The organism is Nocardia crassostreae (assembly GCF_001613405.1).
Classification (GTDB): Bacteria; Actinomycetota; Actinomycetes; order Mycobacteriales; family Mycobacteriaceae; genus Nocardia; species Nocardia crassostreae.
On the sequence record NZ_BDCH01000012.1, the window covers coordinates 800168 to 819287 of the forward strand.

General features: G+C 67.6%; 18 protein-coding genes and 1 tRNA gene. 7 read left to right on the forward strand and 12 right to left on the reverse strand.

Annotation, left to right across the window (positions count from 1 at the left end; all coding sequences use genetic code 11):
• Position 1: 1 nt before the first annotated feature.
• Positions 2–352, reverse strand: coding sequence for a ribosomal subunit interface protein (locus tag NC4_RS10515; protein ID WP_067535556.1), 351 nt, complete (start codon positions 350–352; stop codon positions 2–4).
• Positions 353–461: 109 nt separating this feature from the next.
• Positions 462–911 carry a winged helix-turn-helix transcriptional regulator gene (locus tag NC4_RS10520; RefSeq protein ID WP_067535559.1) on the reverse strand — a complete coding sequence of 150 codons (450 nt, stop codon included), beginning with the start codon at positions 909–911 and terminating at the stop codon, positions 462–464.
• Positions 912–965: 54 nt separating this feature from the next.
• Here NC4_RS10520 and NC4_RS10525 point away from each other — a divergent pair, with 54 nt between their 5' ends.
• On the forward strand, positions 966–1538 hold the full coding sequence (locus NC4_RS10525) for a PaaI family thioesterase (protein WP_369690718.1): 573 nt from the start codon (positions 966–968) through the stop codon (positions 1536–1538).
• On the opposite strand, the gene NC4_RS10530 is transcribed toward NC4_RS10525, so the two are convergent.
• Positions 1510–2718, reverse strand: a complete 1209-nt coding sequence (locus NC4_RS10530; protein ID WP_067535562.1) for a UDP-N-acetylglucosamine--N-acetylmuramyl-(pentapeptide) pyrophosphoryl-undecaprenol N-acetylglucosamine transferase — start codon at positions 2716–2718, stop codon at positions 1510–1512. The genes NC4_RS10525 and NC4_RS10530 overlap by 29 nt on opposite strands.
• Positions 2719–2919: 201 nt before the next feature.
• Between NC4_RS10530 and NC4_RS10535 the strand changes: the two genes are divergently transcribed.
• The gene (locus NC4_RS10535; protein ID WP_067535565.1) at positions 2920–4023 is read left to right on the forward strand and encodes a terpene synthase family protein; all 1104 of its coding nucleotides are present in this window, start codon (positions 2920–2922) and stop codon (positions 4021–4023) included.
• 47 nt (positions 4024–4070) lie between these two features.
• Positions 4071–5150 (forward strand): polyprenyl synthetase family protein, encoded by a 1080-nt coding sequence (locus NC4_RS10540; protein ID WP_218020976.1) that lies wholly within the window; start codon positions 4071–4073, stop codon positions 5148–5150.
• A gap of 3 nt (positions 5151–5153) precedes the next feature.
• On the opposite strand, the gene NC4_RS10545 is transcribed toward NC4_RS10540, so the two are convergent.
• Positions 5154–5894: an SAM-dependent methyltransferase gene (locus NC4_RS10545; RefSeq protein WP_281186270.1), complete on the reverse strand. Its 741-nt coding sequence runs from the start codon at positions 5892–5894 to the stop codon at positions 5154–5156.
• A gap of 218 nt (positions 5895–6112) precedes the next feature.
• On the opposite strand from NC4_RS10545, the gene NC4_RS10550 reads away from it, so the two are divergent.
• Complete coding sequence (locus tag NC4_RS10550) at positions 6113–7258, forward strand: cytochrome P450 (protein ID WP_245721594.1); 1146 nt, start codon at positions 6113–6115, stop codon at positions 7256–7258.
• Between the two features lie 77 nt (positions 7259–7335).
• Here NC4_RS10550 and NC4_RS10555 read toward each other — a convergent pair whose 3' ends face one another.
• From NC4_RS10555 to NC4_RS44475, 6 genes are all read right to left on the reverse strand, one after another.
• The gene (locus tag NC4_RS10555) at positions 7336–9552 is read right to left on the reverse strand and encodes a GAP1-M domain-containing protein (protein WP_067535570.1); all 2217 of its coding nucleotides are present in this window, start codon (positions 9550–9552) and stop codon (positions 7336–7338) included.
• A complete protein-coding gene (locus NC4_RS10560; protein WP_067535573.1) occupies positions 9549–10751 on the reverse strand; it encodes a hypothetical protein in 1203 nt (400 codons plus the stop codon). The genes NC4_RS10555 and NC4_RS10560 overlap by 4 nt, the downstream gene beginning before the upstream one ends.
• A gap of 10 nt (positions 10752–10761) precedes the next feature.
• Positions 10762–10908, reverse strand: a complete 147-nt coding sequence (locus tag NC4_RS40075) for a hypothetical protein (RefSeq protein WP_157554476.1) — start codon at positions 10906–10908, stop codon at positions 10762–10764.
• A 9-nt stretch (positions 10909–10917) separates the two neighbouring features.
• Positions 10918–11856 (reverse strand): serine/threonine-protein kinase, encoded by a 939-nt coding sequence (locus NC4_RS41505; RefSeq protein ID WP_281186271.1) that lies wholly within the window; start codon positions 11854–11856, stop codon positions 10918–10920.
• A 9-nt stretch (positions 11857–11865) separates the two neighbouring features.
• Entirely contained in the window at positions 11866–12012 is a 147-nt protein-coding gene (locus NC4_RS40080; protein ID WP_157554478.1) for a hypothetical protein, read from the reverse strand.
• 127 nt (positions 12013–12139) lie between these two features.
• Positions 12140–12844 (reverse strand): phosphatase PAP2 family protein, encoded by a 705-nt coding sequence (locus NC4_RS44475; protein ID WP_369690723.1) that lies wholly within the window; start codon positions 12842–12844, stop codon positions 12140–12142.
• Between the two features lie 132 nt (positions 12845–12976).
• Between NC4_RS44475 and NC4_RS10575 the strand changes: the two genes are divergently transcribed.
• A tRNA-Ala gene (locus NC4_RS10575) sits at positions 12977–13049 on the forward strand.
• A gap of 90 nt (positions 13050–13139) precedes the next feature.
• On the opposite strand, the gene NC4_RS10580 is transcribed toward NC4_RS10575, so the two are convergent.
• Positions 13140–14411, reverse strand: coding sequence for an ATP-binding protein (locus NC4_RS10580; protein WP_245721595.1), 1272 nt, complete (start codon positions 14409–14411; stop codon positions 13140–13142).
• Between the two features lie 331 nt (positions 14412–14742).
• Between NC4_RS10580 and NC4_RS10585 the strand changes: the two genes are divergently transcribed.
• Together NC4_RS10585 and NC4_RS10590 are read left to right on the forward strand one after the other, a co-directional pair.
• Complete coding sequence (locus NC4_RS10585) at positions 14743–14973, forward strand: ribbon-helix-helix protein, CopG family (protein ID WP_067536147.1); 231 nt, start codon at positions 14743–14745, stop codon at positions 14971–14973.
• The gene (locus NC4_RS10590) at positions 14970–15413 is read left to right on the forward strand and encodes a type II toxin-antitoxin system VapC family toxin (protein ID WP_169814767.1); all 444 of its coding nucleotides are present in this window, start codon (positions 14970–14972) and stop codon (positions 15411–15413) included. The genes NC4_RS10585 and NC4_RS10590 overlap by 4 nt, the downstream gene beginning before the upstream one ends.
• Positions 15414–15533: 120 nt before the next feature.
• Here NC4_RS10590 and NC4_RS10595 read toward each other — a convergent pair whose 3' ends face one another.
• Entirely contained in the window at positions 15534–19115 is a 3582-nt protein-coding gene (locus NC4_RS10595; RefSeq protein WP_245721620.1) for a type I polyketide synthase, read from the reverse strand.
• Between the last annotated feature and the right edge of the window lie 5 nt (positions 19116–19120).

A 19120-nucleotide genomic window follows, 5' to 3' on the forward strand; every position in this document is an offset into this window, starting at 1 on the left:
GCTAATCCGCGTGCAGATAGCGGATGGACTCGCCGCCCTTGGTGTGGTGCAGCCGCCCGAAGCGGCTGTCCAGTAGATGGGCCATGCTCTCCGCGGCGCCGAGATAGGCTTCCTCGGCGGTCGGGGCCTTGTGGTTGGTCGCGACCGGGGGCTGGCCCTTGATGCGCGCTTCGAGGTTGCACTTCTTGTCCTCCGATCCGCCCTTGTGTCCGTTCACGTCGGTGATGTGGGCTTCGACCCGGGTGAGCTGGTCGTCGAAGCGGTCGAGGATGGATCCGATGGCGTCCTGGGCCTGCTCGATGAGTGCCGCGCCGCCGCCGATGTGCTTGTCGGCGAAGACCTGGATTTGCATGGCACATCTCCAATCTCTCGGAATAGCCGAGATTTTGCTGACACCCCCGACACTACCTCCGATCCGAAGCGCGCGCTGGTCGGAAATGTCACCGTCGAGGTGGGAACCGTCAACCCGCCCCGACGCGTTGATAAGGGGTCGCGGTGAGTTCGCGACCGGTGTCGGCCAGGTGATGTCCATTGGCGCAGCACAGCGTGGCGCGCACCGGAGCGCCACACTTGGCGTGGGTGGCCGCCAACGGCGGACCGTCCGGTCCGGCCAGGTGCTTGTCGCCCCATTGCATGAGCGCGGTCAGCACTGGCTGTAGTTCTCGCCCGGCCTCGGTGAGCCGGTACTCCTGCCGGGTCCGCGCGCCGGGTTCGCGATAGTCGCGCCGTTCCAGCACGCCCGCATCGACCAAACTCTTCAGCCGCTTGACGAGCACCGCGCGCGGCGCACCCGTGGCCTCCTGGATCGCATCGAAACGGCGCACACCCAGGAAGACCTCGCGCAGGGCGAGCAGCGCCCATTGCTCCCCGACCACCGCGAGCGTGGCCGCCACCGAACAGTTCCGTGCCATGCGACCATTCTATCTGGATTCACAATGTGAACTCAGTTGGTTATGGTGATCGATATGACGACTTTCGACGCGCCCGCCGCCTGGGGTGAACCGCGCACCAAGACCGTGACCTGGTACGACCCCAAGATCGGTCTGGAGGCGCTGGCGAGCGGGATGACCGGTCTGGAGTACCTCACCGGCATGCTGGAGGGGCGGATCCCGGGCGCGCCCATCGCGGGTCTGTTCGGCATGCGGCCCGTGAGCGTCGAGACCGGCGACGTCGTATTCGGCTGCACCCCGGACGAATCCATGTACAACCCGATCGGCACCGTGCACGGCGGAACCGCCTGCACCCTGCTGGATTCCGTCATCGGCTGCGCGGTGCAGACCACGCTGTCCGCGGGCGTCGGCTACACCTCGGTCGAGATCAAAATCAACTACCTGCGGCCCATCACCGCGCAGACCGGCGAGTTCTTCGCCCATGGTTGGGTCACCAAGCCCGGTAAGCGAGTCGCCTTCGCCGAGGGCGATATTCGCGATGCCGACGAGGCAGGTGCTGCTGGCCACCGCCACCAGCACCTGCCTCGTCATCGGCGGCTGAGACCCGCGTACCGGCGCGTCAGCGCACCGCCAGATCCAGGACATTGAGCGCGAGTTCCTCGGCCGCCTGCGGATGACCCATGGCGCGCGCAGCCTCCGAAACCGATTGGCGCGCGGCCGGATCGGTGAGCAGTTCGAACAGTGCGGTGCGCAGATTGGCCGCGGTGGCGTCGTCGTCCACCAGGGCGCGGGCCCCGCCCGCCTCGGCCAGGATGCGGGCATTGCGGGTCTGCTCGCCGCCGACCGAGTGCGGGTAGGGAATGAGGACCGAGGGCTTGCCGAGGGTGGTGAGCTCGGCGAGAGTGCCCGCGCCGGAACGGGATGCGACGACATCGGTGAGGGCCAGCACATCGGGCAGTTCGGCGCCGAGGAAGTCCCGCACGAGGTAGCGCCCGCGCAGTTCTTCGGGCAGGCCCGCGGCGGCCCGGCTGACCGCGTCGTAGTTGTTGCGGCCGCACTGGTGGATCACATTGGCGACGGTCAGCAGTTCCGGCAGTAGTTCACCCACGAGATTGTTGATCTGGACCGCGCCCTGGGCCCCGCCGGTCACGTAGACCAGCGGGAGATCGGGAGAGTAGCCGGGCCAATCCAGTGCTGGGACAGCCGCTTTCGGATCACCCGCGGTGAGCGCGGGGCGGATCGGATTGCCGGTCACGGTGGCGCGGGCGCGCAGCTTGGCGGGCAGCAGGTCCAGGGAGGCGGCGGCGCTGAGCACAATGCGGTTCGCCATGCGGTCCAGCAGCTGATTGGCCTTGCCGAGCCCGGTGGTCTGCTCGTGAATGAGCAGCGGGCGGCGGCGCAGCGCGGCGGCCATGCCGATGGGCGCGCAGACATAGCCGCCGGTGCACAGCACGGCATCGGGGCGATACCGCCGCACCAGGCCCTGCGCCTCGACCACGCTCATCGGAACACGCAGCGCGTCTTTGGCATTGGCGGCATTGAGCATCTTGAGCGGATTGCGATCGCGGCGCAGCTTGCCCGCTTTGATACCGCTGAAGGCGATGTCGTTCTCCGCGGCCACCCGCTGTTCCAGGCTGTCCGGGGTGCCGACCCACAGCACCTCGGCCGTCGCACCCGCCTCGTCCACCAGATCGCGCAGCGCCCGCACCGCCGATACGGCCGGGTAGGTGTGCCCACCGGTGCCGCCGCCCGCGACGATGGCGCGGACCTGGCCGCGTGCGGCGACGCGCTTCAGGATCGCGGCGCGATCGAGGTCGGAACTGGGCATGGGCGAGCCTCCTGCGATGGGTGCGGATGTCGTGCCCCAGGCTATCGCGCGCCGGGCCGAATGGGTCGCGCCGAAGGTACCGGTCGGTCGTAGGCGATTGCGAGGTGTTGGCTATCGGCCAATGGGCCTTTACCATTGGTGTGACGCTGATCACGTTGTTGTACGCCACGCGAATTCCACGTCTCCAGCGAGAGGGCACCCATGCAGCCCTTCCATTTGCCCGACTTCTACCTCCCGCATCCCGCCCGCCGCAATCCGCATCTGGACCACGCCCGCGCGCATGCGGCGGCCTGGGCGAAGGACGTGGGGATTCTCGACGAACCAGGACCCAGCGGTGAGCTGGTCTGGGATGCCGACCGATTGGATCGGATGGAAATCGCGCTGCTGTGCGCCTACACCCATCCGGACTGCGATGCCGAGGCGCTCGCGCTCATTACCGAGTGGTACATGTGGGTGCTGTTCTTCGACGACGACTTCCTCGCCAAGTTCAAGAACACCGGCCGCCGGGCCGAGGCCGTGCGCCATCTGGAGCGCCTCGAGCTGTTCATGGCCGAACCGGGTTGTGCCGCTCCCGAACCCGGCAACCCCGCGGAAGCCGGGCTGGCCGATTGCTGGGTGCGCACCATCGTGCACATGTCACCGGACTGGCGGCGGCGCATGCGACTCAGCACCCACAATCTCATGGTCGAATCCCTCTGGGAGCTGGACAATATCGCGCGCGAGCGGGTGGCCAACCCGATCGAATGCATCGAGATGCGGCGGCGGGTGGGCGGTGCGCCGTGGTCCGCGAACCTGGTCGAATACGCCTGCGGGGCAGAGGTTCCCGATCGACTCGCCGATGAGCGGCCGCTGCGGGTGCTGCTGGACACCTTCTCCGACGCTGTGCATCTGCGCAACGACCTGTTCTCCTACGACCGCGAAGCGGGGCCGCTGGCCGCGACCGGTGTGCGGATGCCCTACACCGCCCACGCCAACCCGCATTTCGGCGAGGTGTGTGCGGAACTGCCGGGCTGGCTCGCGGACCTGCGTCAGTTCGAACACCTTGTGGGCGAACAGCTTCCGGTGTTCTTTGCCGATCATGACCTGTCGGCGGCGGAGCGCGTGGCGATACTCGCCTACGCCGGACGCATGCAGGACCTGATGTCCGGCCATCTGGCCTGGTTCGACCGCACCGGCCGCTATGCCGAAACCGCACTGCGGGAACGGCATTCGAAGTCGCTGTGCACCGGCCCCACCGGCCCCTTCGTCAGTGTGCTCGCCGCCGCGGCGGGCATCCGGTCGCGGCCGGGAGCCGCATTGTCCTGAGTCATCGACCGAGAGCACTGGAGTCCGCGAGTCACTGGAGGTTGGTCATGAGTTCGTCGGCAGCGGCCGAGCCCGCATTCGGCATGCCATGGGAGGGCGGGAACCACACGGGCAACGGGCGATCGGCGGGATCCCGGGCGGAGCAGATCATGGCCCGGGCCCAGCAGCTGACCCAGCCGCTGCTACGCGCGGCGGTCGACACGCTGCCCGATGAGCTGGCGCTCATGGCGGGCTATCACCTGGGCTGGCGGGATCCACACGGCATCGCGGTGACCGCCGAGCCGGGGAAGGGCTTGCGCCCCGCGCTGGTCCTGGCCGCCGCGCGCGCCGCCGGATGCCCGCCGGAGGTCGTCCTGCACGGCGCCGCGGCGGTCGAGTTGGTGCACAATTTCACGCTCATCCACGATGACGTCATGGACGGCGACACCGTGCTGCGCGGGCGTCCGACGGTCTGGCGGGTGTGGGCCGTCGAGGACGCCATCCTGGCCGGGGACGCCCTGCACGGACTGGCCATCTGGACTTTGGCCGCTGCACCCGTGGCGGCGCTGTCCGGTATCGCGCGGCTCGAGGACGCCGTCATCGAGCTGTGCCTGGGCCAGCATCACGACTGCGTCTTCGAGACCAGCGACGATGTCACGCTGCAGGAATGCCTGCAAACCTTGCGGCACAAGGGAAGCGCGCTGCTCGGGTGCGCCTGTGCGCTGGGCGCGCTGGCCGCGGCCGCACCCGCCGATATGGTCGAGGCCATGGATCGGTTCGGCCGCGAACTCGGCATCGCCTTCCAACTGGTCGACGATCTCATGGGGATCTGGGGCGATCCCGCCCGCACCGGCAAACCGGCGGGCAGTGATCTGCTGCGGCACAAGCGGAGTCTGCCCGTGGTGGCGGCGCTGGAATCGCCGACCGCCGCCGGTCGCGAGTTCGCGGATCTGTACTGCTCGGGCGAACCGCTGGACGGCCCGGCCCTGGCGCATGCCGCCGATCTCATTGCCCGCGCGGGCGGGCGGGATTGGGCGCGCACCGAATCCGCGCGGCATGTGCGCGCCGCCAAGGCGTGCATTGCCGGATATCGCGGCGCGCACGATCTGATGGAGCTGGCCGACAGCGTCGTGCAACGCGACCGCTGACGCTCACGGCAGATGCGCGACCGCCCCGAGCATGGAGACGGCGGCGGCGCGGGGATGCGCGCGCCATTCCTCCGGCCGCCATTCCGTGACCGCCGTAATGCCCGGCGGCACGAACTCGAAGCCTTCGAAGAATTTGGCGAATTCGGCGCCCGAGCGGAGCTGGAAGGGCACGCCGCTGCGCTGATTGGCCTCGGCGGTCTTCTCGACGTCCTCTTCCTCGAGGTAGTCGTTGGTCGCGTGCGACATGACCAGATAGCTGCCCGCGGGCAGGGCCTCGCACAGCGTGCGCACGATGTCGTACGGCCGCTGATCATCGGTGATGAAATGCATGACCGCGACGAGCATGAGCGCCACCGGCTGCGTGAGATCGAGGGTGGCCAGCAGATCCGGATGGGTGAGAATGCGCTGCGGATCGCGCAGATCGGCATCCAGATAGGTGGTCGCGCCTTCCGTCGAGCTGGCCAGCAATTCCCGCGCGTGCAGCAGCACGATCGGATCGTTGTCCACGTAGACGATGTGCGATTCCGGCGCGATCTGCTGGGCGATCTCGTGCACATTGCCCGCCGTGGGCAGCCCGGTGCCGATATCCAGGAATTGGCGAATACCCGCCTCACGGGCGAGATAGCCTGTCACGCGCCGCAGGAAATTGCGGTTCTCCACCGCGGCCAGCCGCACGGTGGGGAATGCCTCGGCCACCGCGTCCGCCGATTCCCGGTCGGCCGGATAATTGTCCTTACCGCCCAGTCAATAGTCGTAGCGCCGGGCCTGATGTGGTTTGGTGGTATCCACCCGCGCTGCCGCTGAATCCGAGTTCACAACGCCCCCAATCCATCTCGACTACTGTTTCATCATGTCAGCCCGAGTTGCGAACCGGTAGCGGGGGGCCGCTGCCGGATCCGGTCCTCAATGCACGTCCTGGAAGGCCTGTCATGCAGTTGAGCTATAGCCCGTACGATTTCCAAGTGCACGCCGATCCGTACCCGTACTATGCCAGGTTGCGGAACGAGGCCCCGGTCTACCGGAACGAGACCGACGATTTCTGGGCGCTGTCACGACATGCGGACGTATTGGCCGCGCTCCGGGACTCCGAGCGGTACTCCAGCGTGAACGGCATTCGGATGGAGCCCGCCTTCTGGGGGCCGCAGGCCGAGCGGTTCTTCTCCTTCGTCGCCATGGATCTGCCCAAGTACACCCGGCTGCGCGGGCTGGTCACGCGGGCGTTCACCGCGCACCGGGTGCAGTCGCTGGCGCCGCGGCTGCGCGAGATCGCCCAGGGGCTGCTGGAACCCTTGCTGGCGCGCGGCAGCTTCGGTCTCATGGCCGATTTCGCCGGGCCGTTCCCGACCGAGGTGATCTCGGAACTGGTCGGGGTGCCCGCGGCCGACCGGGACATGATCCGCAAGCTCGGCATGGAGATCATGTACACCGAGGAGGAGTCCACCGATCTGCGGCCCGAGGCCATGGCCGCCATCGGCGCGCTGGTCGGGTACTACACCGAGCTCACCATCGAGCGCGCCCAGCGGCCGCAGGACGATCTGCTGTCCGGGCTGCTCGGCGCGGCCGACGGGCCGGATCGGCTGATGCCCGAGGAGGTCGTGGGCGTGGTGATCCTGCTGGTCGGCGCGGGCATCGAAACCGCCATGCTCACCTTCGGAAATGCCTGGCATGCGGGCTGGCTGCATCCGGACGCGCGGCGGCAGGCGCTGGGCGGGCGCATCGACGACTGGATTGCCGAGGCCATGCGCTGGGATCCGTCCACGCAGACGGCGTTGCGCACCACCACCGCGGAGGTGGAACTGCACGGCGTCACCATTCCGGCGGGTTCGCGCATGCTGCTGCTGCCCGGGTCGGCCAATCGCGATCCGGAGGTCTTCGCCGAGCCGGATACCTTCGATCTGGATCGCGACACCGGGGCCTCGCTGGTCTTCGGCAGCGGTCGGCACCACTGCCTCGGGTCGAATCTGGCGCTGCTGGAATTGCGGATCGCATTGGGCGAGATCGCGGCCGCCGTTTCCGATTACGACGTCGACGGCGACGAGCTGGTGCGCATCCACGCCTCCAACAACCGCGGCTTCGCGAGCCTGCCCACGACCGTCACCCCGCGCTGAGCCCTGCGCGGGGAGTTCAAGGAGTGCGGCCATAAGCCTGGGCGTCGAATCCTTCGGCGCCCAGGCTTTTCGGGTGATCAGCGCCAGAACTGGGCGCGGCGGCGGGTATTGGTGCGTGACTCGAGGGGTTTGAGAGGCGTGGGTTCGGCGGCGGCGGGGTCGAGGACCACGAGGGTGGCGATGCGGCGGGGGAGGTCGAGGCGGGTGCGGAGGTGGGGCCAGGCGGGTTCGAGGGCGGAGGTCAGGTCGGCCGGGTCCAGGTCCAGGGCGGCGGTGGCCTCGAGGAGGGCGAAGGGGTCGATATCGCGGTGCCGGGCGGCCGCGGCGAGGAGGGGGGCGAGGCGATTGCGGGGGGTGCAGGCCAGGACCTGGTGCAGGACCGCCGGGCCGGTGGGGGCGTGTGAGTGGTCGGCCATACAGGTGGCGACGAAGTCGATATCGGAATCCATTGCGGCGCGGAGGAGTTCGAAGTGCTCTTCGACCGCGCCCGGATCGGTGGCGGCGGTGTGGAAGACGGCGGAGACTTCGGCGCGGGTCCAGGCGGCGCGACGGGATCGCTGGAAGGGGGTGCGGGACAGGCGGAATCGGCCGGAGCGGTCGGCCTGGCCGTCCGGATCGGCGGTGGCGTCGAGGACGGCGAGCGCTTCGATGGGCTGCGGTAGGTTCAGGAAGGCGCGCAGGGTCGTCCAGGCGGGGCGTAGCGCCGCCACCAGCTCCTCGGGTTCGGCGCGGGTCAGGGTGAGCGCCTTGAGCAGCTCGGCGGCGTCGACGGCGGGGTAGCGCGCGCATTCGGCGAGCAGGGCGGGCAGGCGCTCGTTGGGGGCGCAGGCCAGAAGTTGTTCCAGCACATAGCGATCCCGTGCCACGCCGGAGACATTGACCATGAACTGGGCGAGGATGGGCAGCTTGCTGTACATGGCCGTGTGCAGCAGGCGGCTGCTCGCGGCGTGCACGGCCGGATCATTGATCTCGGCGCGGATGGTCTCGTAGACCAGGAAGCGGTCGTGCGTGCCGATGGCGAGATCGCGCAGCGCCCGCTGCCGTTGCAGATGCCGGATGAGCCGGTCGCGCTCCTGGGCGTCACCGGTGGTCCAATCCTGGTGCAGCCGCGGCCAGATGGCCTCGGCGTCGGTCGCCGACAGCGTGCCGGTGTCCAGGCGCTGCCAGGCGACGGCGACCGCCACGGCGGTGAGATCGAAACCGAGTTGCTCGGCGACCTGGGTGGCGCGGGCGCGGTCCCGGGTATCGGCCGTGATGTGCTCGGTCAGGGCCTGTTCGAAATGGGCGCGCGTACTCGGGTAGTGGTCGAGTTCCGCCAATGCCCGTGCGACACCGGGGCGTTCGAGGGCCAGGCCGATGGCGCGGCGGGCGACGAGGTCGTCGGTGAACCAGTCCGCGGTGAGATCGGGATCGGTGAGGACCTGGGTGAGCTGGGCGTCGTCGAGCAGCATCGGGTCGACGGTGCGCAGATGCTGGTGATAGCACCAGTCGCGGATCTGGTGCACGGTGGCGAGCTGGTCGGGCAGGACGATTCCGGCGCGGCGGTGCTCCACGATGGCGCGGCCGAGGGCCGGATAGGTGTCGTTGCCGTCGGCGGCGCTGTCCGGCGCGATGAGATGGCGATCCGGCGGCGGGACGGCGTCGCCGCCGCGCACGGCGGCGATCGCGGGAGTCTCGGGGGAGTACGGCTCACTGGTGGCGAAGGTCAACTCGCGCAGGGTGTTTCGCGGCAGGATGCCGTAGAGCGCCTTCAGCATGGTGACGGCGTCATCGGTGTGCTCGACATGCAGGGCGATGGCCGGGCCCTGACCGGCGAGATAGGCGAGCGCCGCGCCGATGAGCGTGGGTAGCCACGGCTGGGCGAGCATGGCGTCGGCGGTGGCCGCGCAGGTGTCGCCGTCGGGGGGCGTGGCAGGCTGCCAGTGTTCGGTGGGGGAGAGGGAGTCGTCGAGCGCGGTGCGGAAGCCGCCGGTCTCGTGGAGCATCAAAGCCGTTGCGCCATCGAGTGTTCCGGGCTCACCCGCGATCAGATGCGTCACGCAGGTGCCGGGGCGGGCGGTGGAGGGCGTCTTCAGTCCGGCCACCGCGACCCCGTTGGCGAGGGCGAATTCCAGGGCGAAGCTGTCGGCGGTCTGCTCGCCCAGGGGCGGGCCGACCAGCGCGCCGAGTTCACGCGAGGTGAATCCCAGTGCGGCAGGCCAGTTTCCGGACCGCGCCACCACTCCTACTCCCGCACCCGAGGATTCCAGGTTGACGAACGCCCAGCCGCACAGCAGCTGCGGGAATCCGGTCATCGGTGCGCCTTGAGTTCGTCGATCATCTCCAGCATGTAGATCACCGGGTCGGCCGCGCCGTAGGGCTTGAAAACGGGATACGTTCCGTCATCGCGCTTTCCGCAGCCGACCGCGGAGACCGGGAAGTACATGTTCCACGGGAAGTGGATGGACAAGGTGGTGTCGACGAGCGGAAAGGGCTTGCGCACCAGGTTCTTCGTGGCCTGGGAGCGATCCATGATGAGCGGCGGATCGTAGGCGTTGCCGGAGCCGTTCGCGCTGATCGGGCTGTCGGCCCAGGTGGACGGCGGCGCAACCGATCTCACCTCGGGCAGATCGATGAGCGAGAGCAGATCGGACTTGGCGATAATGGTCGACACGTGCACGCGCGGCGGTTCGATGGGCAGGCGTTCGGGATAGCTGTTGGCGGCGCGCCACAGTTTGGCGATCTGATCGATCATGAGATTGGTGCGGCCGATGGTCTGCGAATGCTCGACGGCATTGCGCAGGCTCTCCTGCACCTCCGGTTCGGCGTACTGCTGCATATAGGCGAGGTACTGCTTGTTCAGTGTCGAGGGCACCACGAACCACAGGAAATCCGCGACCGCCAGATGCGGGCTGACGCGGGCGGCGACCGCGCCGTCGGTAATGTCCTCGCCCGCCACGTCCACGAAGGCGAGGTTCACCGCGCGGGTGGACTGGAGCGAATAGACGGTCACCACCAGCGGTTTGCGCTGCTCCAATCCGGCCCAGGCGTGGCCCTGGGATTGGGCCTGGTGCTGCTGCGGCACGGCGATGCCATTGGGGCGGACGGTTTGCGTCTGCGCGACCGTCACCCGGCGCGGACCGGTGGCGTCGAGCGCGCGACGGTTCAGCAAACGGGCCTCCAGGGAGGTCCACAGGCTGGCCGATTTGGGAGAGACGATGAACGAATACCGTCCGGCGAGATGCGGGTCGTTCATCATGGAATGGATCATCGACACGATGAGATGGCTTTTCGACGAGGCCGATTCGCCGACGAACCCGATGACCTTCGTCGGGTGGTCGAGCGTCACCGGGTCGATATCGCAGCCCTTGGGGCAGCGCAGATTCAGTTTGTCGAAATAGGTTTCGATCTGCTTGGCGTAGCCGCCATTGCGCTGGCGGATGACGGTGTACCAGCGGTCGCGGTCGCGGTCGAAGCGGAATTCGGTGAGGCAGTTGAGGCAGACGGTGCGCATTCGGCGGGCCTCAGGTCAGCACGGCGAAGGTGAGCAGGACCAGGGTGCCGAGGAAGAATCCCAGGCCGACCTTCCACGCGATCCGCAGCCAATGCGATGCCCGAGAGCCCGGATGCACATACAGCTGCCAGGCCCTGCCGGTCGGTCGATCATTCATTTCCGCACCTCACCACAGTTCCGCGAGCTGAACCATCACCCATGTGAGCACCAGGAACGCCAGTCCGCCCAGCAGCATCCCGGCCGTGGCCGCGGTGGTGAGCAGAATGGCGATATGCCTGGGACTGTTGTGATGCAGTCCGGCCAGGAAACGCTGGCGGGTACCGATCATCGGCTCCAGGTAGAAATCCTTCGTCGACGCGTACGCCAGCGGGGGCGGCGGGGGTTCTGGGTCGTGAATGGGGAGGTCGGCGCGGGTCATGCGGACGGTCGGCATGGGCGCGGGGCGCGGCGGCAGCCCGCCCGGCGCGGGCTGGTGCACCGGGGTCTCGGCCTGGGCGATGGCCTCGCGGAACTGGTCCTGGAATTCCTCGGCCGACGGGTAGCGCAATTGCGGATGCGGTGAGAGCGCGCGATCCAGGACGGCTTTCACCCGGCCCGGGATGGGCATGGGCGCATACGCGCATTCGAGGACTTCGGCGCACACCACGGCGAGGGAGTAGACATCGCTGAGATTGGTGCACTGCCCGTACTTCAGGTATTCGGGCGCCGCGTACTGTTCGGCGCCCAGGGCGCGATGCTCGCGGGTGAGGCGTTGAAAGTTCTCCCGCAGCTCGATGGCGATCCCGAAATCGGTGAGCTTGGCGGTGCCGTCGCGGCAGATCATGATGTTCTCGGGCTTGATGTCCCGATGCACGACCTGCTTCGAATGCGCGTACACGAGTCCGGCGAAGGCATCGTCCAGGACGCGCAAAAGTGCGGGTAGCGCCCAGTTCTCACGGTTCCTGAGGTGTTCGCGCAGATTCTGCCCGTGAATGAACTCCATGACCAGGAACGGCGATCGCCGCCCGTTCTCGACGAATACCCCCGCGTCGTGCACGGTGACGATATTCCCGCAGCTCATCTTGCCCGCGATATACGCCTCGTTCTGGAACCGCTTCTGCGCGATCTGCTCATCCTACTGCCCGACCGGCAGGATCCCGGCATCCAGCACCTTCACAGCGACCTGCCGCCGCAGCTGCCGATCCCAGGCGTCCCACACCTCGGCCATCCCCCCGCGGCCCACGAGCCCCCGAAGCTCGTAACGCCCATTGATCAGCCTCAACTGCGCGAGATCCCTTCAAACCGATGGCACGTCCCGATCCGCCCACCCCGGACCTTCCGAATCACCGCCGAGTCTACGCGCGCGATTCCACTGCGCACGTCTCGATTTCACCCGCCCCCGACCCCCCTCACTGCCCAACCGGTTGGTCGGCCCCCTCCCTCACCGCCCCCTCCAAGATCGCCCCCGGCCACCAAAACACCTGCACCACCCCCGCAATCAACACCACCCCCGTCCCCAGCAACGCACCCCCCACCACATCACTGAGCCAATGCACCCCCAAATACAACCGAGTCACCGACATCACAACAACGGTCACAACGGCCGCTCCCACCGCAAGAGTGGCCCGCACCCGCCCCGGCCGAGAAGTGAGATACACCAACACCACAACCCCCACCAGCGCCGCCGTAGCAGTCGCATGCCCCGACGGATAAGACATATTGCTCTCCACCACCAACCGCGTCCCCACCGGCGGCCGCTCCCGCCCCACCAGCGCTTTCGTCACCGTACTCACCCCCGCCGCCCCCAACACGGTGCCCCCCACCAACACCGCAGGCCGATAATCCCGAAACCGCCACCAAACCACCCCCGCCACCCCCACCGTAATCACGGTCGCATGCCGAGGATTCCCAAAAAACGTGATCCCCTTAGCCACCCCGGTCCACCCCACCCCCCGATGCTCCACAAACCACCCCAACACCCCCACATCCCACCCCGTAACCCACCCCGCCGCAACCACCCACCCCGTCCACCCCAAGAACAGCGCAACCCCAGCAATCGCCCCCACCACCCGCCCCCAACCCACAGATCCCGTAATCCCAGCCATACCAACCATGATCACCCACCCACCCACGGCCCCTCCAGCAGCCACCCTCCAGCAACCATCACCCCCACCCGCGATTTGCCCTCCCCCGCCCCCAATGGTGTAACTTCATCCACGCACTCGGACACCCGAGAGCAACCATCCGGGGCTATGGCGCAGCTGGTAGCGCACCACACTGGCAGTGTGGGGGTCAGGGGTTCGAGTCCCCTTAGCTCCACTTGAAGGAAGGCCCGACGGCGACGTCGGGCCTTCTTTGTCTCTATGTGGTGATTTCGCGGTGAATCCGATTGGCGGCCTTTCGGTCTGATCAGTGTTCGGGGTTCGGGGTTTCCCAGAGGGCGCTGACGGGCATGGCGAGCATTTTGGGTCCGAAGGGCAGTGTTTGTTGGCCGGTGTGGAGCACTATGCCGGTGAGGAAGTCGTCGCCCAGGCGTTCGGCGAGGTGGTGGAGGTGGCGGAAGTCGTTCGGTCCGACTGTGGAGGCGGCTTTGATTTCGATGGCGACGACTTCGCCGCGGCGGTTCTCGAGAACGGCATCGACTTCGACCCCGTCCTTCGTGCGGTAGTGGTACATCTGAACGTCTTCGGCGGACCAGGTGCGCTGGCGTGCGAGTTCCATCAGTACGAACCCCTCCAGTAGCGGACCGAATGGACCGTTGGGGCGCAGGAGGTTACGTGCGTCGGCTCCGAGTAGGTTCGCGGCTATGCCGGAGTCGACGAAGGCTACCTTCGGGATCCGCGTTGCGCGGTTGCTCAGGTTTCTGGACCAGGCCGGTATTCGCTTGATGAGGTAAACCTCTTCGAGCAGCGTCAAGTAGCGTTTGACCGTCGAGGCTCCGAGCGCCAGGTCGCTGCTGAGCGAGGTGTTCGCGAGCAGTTGACCGGACCGGGCTGCGACCAGTTGCAGGAGGGCGCGCATCTCGGAGGTGCGCTCGATCTCCGACAGTTGGCGGATGTCACGGGTGATCAAGTCGCCGACATAGGAATCGAAGAACGCCCTGCGCCGCTTGTCGGTACTCCGCGCGATGGCTTCGGGGAAACCGCCGCGGACTATCCGCTCGGCGTAGTCGGCTCGCGGCACGGTCGTGGTGTGACGCAACTTGTCTCGGTGTGTGAAGACCGCGTCGATGAAAGCATCAGGCGTGCCATCCACCTCGCCTTGAGAAAAGGGCCACAGCTCGATGGTCTCCATCCGGCCGACCAGGGTGTCCGGCAGCGCCCGCAGCCCGAGTACGCGCGCGGAGCCCGTCAGCAGGTATCGGCCCGGGCGGCCGTCTGCGTCGACTTGCGCCTTGATCGCCAGCAGCAGTTCGGGTGCCCGCTGAATCTCGTCCACCACCATCAGGTTCGGCGAGTCGACGAACCCGTCCGGGTCGTTGAGTGCGGCCTGCCTGGTCAGTGTGACGTCGAGGTCGCGCCATTCTGCTTCGCGGCCCTTCGCGACGAGGCGGACCAGAGTGCTCTTGCCGCATTGCCGTGCTCCATTGACGAGGACGACGCGAGTATCGGCCAGCGCGTCGGCGACCGCTGATTCGGCACGTCGGGGGATGACTGGTCCATGTCGGGTCTGCATGGTCATCCGCTCCGTTCGCCGAGTGTCAACGCCTGACTACGGTCGCCCTTATGCCTGATCATAACTGGTTCTCGATCCACAGCTGGTCGATTCGTCGCTCTCCGTCTGGTTGATTCGTCGCTATCGGTGTGGTTGATTTGTCGGAACTCGTCCGGTCGATTGGTCGCCAGGTGCGTGGTTGATTCGTCGCACCGGGCTCGATGGATTGGTTTCGCGTCCGTCGCTCTCGCACCGCACAGGAAGGCAAAGGCACAGGTCAATGACCTGCGTCTTTGTTGTATTCATGGCAGTGTGCGAACCGGTGACGATCAGGTGCCCTACGCGGTACCCTACGTTCATGAAGGCCAAGACCAGCGTGTATCTCGATCCCGAGCAGGCCGCTCGTCTGAAGGAGGCCGCTGAGGCGTCAGGGCGATCTGAGGCCGACCTCATCCGGGAGGGTATCGATCTCGTATTGCTGCGGGCGCACAAGGTTCGGCGCACTCGGCCGTGGCCGTCGTTCGATTCCGGTGATCCAGGGTTCGCGGCCAGTAGTGAGGAGCTGCTGGGCGAGGCATTCGGCGAGTGAGCTTCTTCATCGCCGACACCTCGGCCATCATCGCCGCTTACGACCGCGCCGCGGAACTGCACGAGCGGGCGCGTGAATTCCTCTCCACTTCGGTTGCGGTTGTCTCGCCGCTCGTGCTGGATGAGGTCGATCATCTGCTCGTCGTGCGGTTCGGAAAAGACCGCCGCACAGCCGATCTGGTCCTCGATGACCTGCTCACCTCGGCCGAGGAGGGTGCGGTGCTCGTGCCACCGATCGACCGTGACGACCTGCGGGTCGCGCGGAAGATCATCGAGCAGTATCGCGGCCGTCGGCTCGACCTGGCAGACGCGGTCACCGTCGTGCTCGCCGAGCGCTACCTCACCAATGACATCTTGACGTTGGACGAGAAGGACTTTCGCGCCGTGCGGCCCCTGACGCCCGCTCATCCGTCGTTCCGGCTTCTACTCCAAGGCGACTGAGCCGCTGACAACCGCGGCCGGGTTCACCGAACAATAGAGCCGCGGGTCGATGACCTGCGGCTCTAGTGGTTGCAGTCGATGTCGCGAGACCGGTGTCCGCGGTTTCGAGGTGCGGGTGTTCTAGGCCGGGATCTGCGCGCCGATCGCGGCTCCGGCTCCGGCGCCCAGCCCAGCGCCGATGACGCTGCCCGCGACGGTGCCGATGCTGACACCGACGACCGCGCCGAATGGGCAGACGGGTGCTGTGGCCGCGCATGCGATGGCGCCGCCCGCGACGGCGCCGACGCCGACGCCGATGACCGTTCCGACGACGGTGCCGACCTGCTGGCCGACGAGGGATTGGGTCTGTCCCGCGGCGACCGGCTGGACCGGTAGCACGGCGACGGCCGGTTGGATGGCTGCTTCAGCGGCGGGGGTTTCGGCTTGTGCGAGACCGGCGCTGGCGCCGATGAGTGCGGTGGCTATGGCTGCGGTAGCCGCTATTTTGCGAATCATGGTGCCCTCCTGGGGTTTCTTCCAAGTCCCCGATTCTCGTCCGAAAACAGACCGCACATATAGGGATTCGCAATTTGGAGCGGTCAGGGGGTGGGTGGGGTGGTGGCTGGGCGGAGTAGGTAGTTCAGTTCGGGGCCGGTGCGGCCCAGTTTGGTTTTGGTGACGAATTTGGCGCCGAAGGCTTCGTAGAAGGGGATGTTGGCGTCTTTGCAGATGCCGCCTACGGTGGCGCCTTGTTGGTCGGCTTCGGCTATGGCCCATTGGGCGAGGGTCAGGCCTACGCCTGCTTGTTGCCAGTGGGGGGTGGCGGCCAGGTAGACGAGGGTGGTGTGGGGTTGGGGTGGGGAGACTTGGGCCAGGGCGGCGTCTACTTGGATGCCTCGGGGGGGCGCCCATGGCTTTGAGGAGGAGGGGGCCGGAGATCATTTCTCGGAGGGGGGAATTGCGGTAGTGCGGGGGGTACCAGAGGAGGGCGGCGACGATTTTGTCGTCGACGGTGGCTACCGCGGCGCCGTTGGCGGGTAGGAAGCGGTATTTGATCATGATGCGCACCATGTCGGAGGCACGGCGCAGGCGCGTTGCCGGATTGGGGAAGAGGTACTCCTCGATGGGGTCGTCCTCGTCGAAGGCTTCGGCGATTACTCGGACGATGTCTTCGATGTCGTGCTCTGTGGCTCGGCGGACGAGGGGGGTGACCTCACGGTTCGGGGTGGTCGCGGTGTCGTTCGACGAGCCGGTTGCGATGGCGGCCAGGCGGGTTGCGATTCGGCGCTGCTCGGCGAGTTGTTCGTGGATGTGGGTGGCGAGTGTGGTGGGGGTCGGGTGTTTGAAGGCGATGGCGGGGGAGAGGGACAGGGCGGTGGCGGATTGCAGGCGGTTGCGGAGTTCGACTGCGCCCAGGGAATCGAAACCGTGGTCCGCGAAGGAGTGGTCGGGGTCGATGGTGGACGCACTGTCGTGACCGAGTACGGCGGCGAAATGGGTGACGACCGTATCGAGGACCGATAGCAGCTGGGTCAGGTCCGGCGCTGCCGCCGGGGTGATTGCCGATTGGCGGGGTGTCCTGGGGCGACGGTTGGCGGCGGGGACCAGGTTCCGCAGTACCGGCGGCAGTAGTCCGCTGTCGGCCTGGGAGCGGAGTCCGGCGGTGTCCACCGCGGCGATCACCGTATGGGCCGCGCCTCGTGCGAGTGCCGCGCGCCAGCCGGTGAACGCCTGCTCATCGGGCATGGCGAGGAAGCCGCCGCGACCGATGCGGGCCCTGTCGGCCGCGACCAGCCCGCCGGTCATGCCGCCGGAGCGCGCCCACAGACCCCACGCCAGGGACTGACCGGCCAGCCCTTGGGCTCGGCGGTGGGCGACCAGGGCGTCCAGGAAAATGTTCGCGGCGGCGTAGTTGGCCTGTCCGGGACCGCCCACGGTGCCCGACACCGATGAAAACACCGTGAAGGCAGCCAGATTCAGATGCGCGGTCGCTTCGTGCAGATACCAGGCGGCGTCGGCCTTCGGCGCCAGGACCGCGTCCAATCGCTGCGCGGTGAGTGATCCGATGGTTCCGTCGTCGAGTACGCCCGCGGCATGGATGACACCGGTCAAGGGCTGCTGCGATGGTATGTCGGCCAGGAGGGCGGCTACCGCGGCGGCATCGCCGACATCGCAGGCCATTGCCCGCGCATGCGCGCCGAGTTGCTCGAGTTCGGCGATCAGCGCCGTCGCGCCGTCGGCCCGCGGGCCGCTGCGGCTGACCAGCAGCACCGAGGTCACGCCGTGCTCGGCGACCACGTACCGTGCCACGGCCGCGCCCAAACCTCCTGTGCCGCCGGTGATCAGCACCGTTTCGGCGCCGAAGGCGGGGGCGGTGTCGGGCTGGGGGGACGAGGCCACGGGCCGGACGAGCCTGGCGGTGTGCGCGATTCCGGCGCGCACGACCAGTTGGGGTTCGGCCACGGCCGCGGTTCGGGCCGCGAGGCGCTCATCGACGCGAGTATCCGTGTCCACCAGGATGATCCGGCCCGGGTCCTCCGCTTGCGCGGCCCGCACCAGACCCCAGACGGCGGCCCCGGGTAGGTCGATGACGTCCGCGCCGGGCAGGGTGACCGCGCCACGGGTGGCGATCACCAGGGTGCTCGCGGAGAACCGGTCACCGGCCAGCCAGGTCTGCACCACCTCGAGAATCCGCGCGACCTCGGCGTGGGTGGCGGCCACCACGTCTACAGCGGCGTGCTCGCTCCACCCGCACCCGGCCTCGATCACCACCACCGGGGGTACCGGTGCGTCCGGAGCCAGCCGATCCCACCAGCCGATGCTCGAATCACCTTGTCCATCAACGTCTATCGGGTCGATGGGGGACCATACGAGTTCCAGTACCGGATCGGCCGTGCCGCCCGCCGCAACGAGCTGCCCGAGTGGCATCGGCCGACTCGTCACCGTGCCGGACAACACCGGTTGTCCCTTCTCGTCGGTTACCCACAGCGACGCCGACGCTCCGTCGGCGGTCAGCCGGGCCCGCAATGCCGATGCTTCGGTCGCATACAGCGACACCGACTCCCACGAGAACGGCAACACGACATGCCCCGCCGGGATCTCGAACGCACCGGCCAGCAGCCCGGCCTGAATGACCGCATCCAGCAGGGCCGGATGAATCCCGAATCCTGCACCGTGCACGCCGGTCTCGGGATCGAGGGAGATGTCCGCGAACACCTCCTCGCCGCGCCGCCACAGCGCGCGTACGTTCCGGAAGGCCGGTCCCATGTCGTAGTCGGGCGTCAGGAATGCCTGTGCCACACCGATTTCGGTTGCCGCGGCAGGCGGCCACGCCTCCGCGTCGGGCACGGTCTCCTCGGCCGGGTCGGCCAGCAGGCCTTGGGCGTGCAGGACCCACTGTCCGTCGCGGTCGTGCTCGGCACGGGAGTAGATCGATAGGGGCCGTTGCGGGGATCCGGCCCCGACCACGACCTGGATACGAACACCGACGTCCGACGGAAATACCAGTGGCGCTTGCAATGTCAGCTCTTCGACCACCGGGCACCCGGTCTCGGAACCGGCGCACAGCGCCAATTCCACGAACCCGGTCCCCGGCAGCACCATGACCCCGCCGATGGCATGGTCGGCCAACCAGGGCTGCGACACCGCTGACAGGCGCCCGGTGAGGACGAATCCCCCGTCCGCCATGGGCAATACCGCATCCACCATGGGGTGTTCGAGCACGTTCA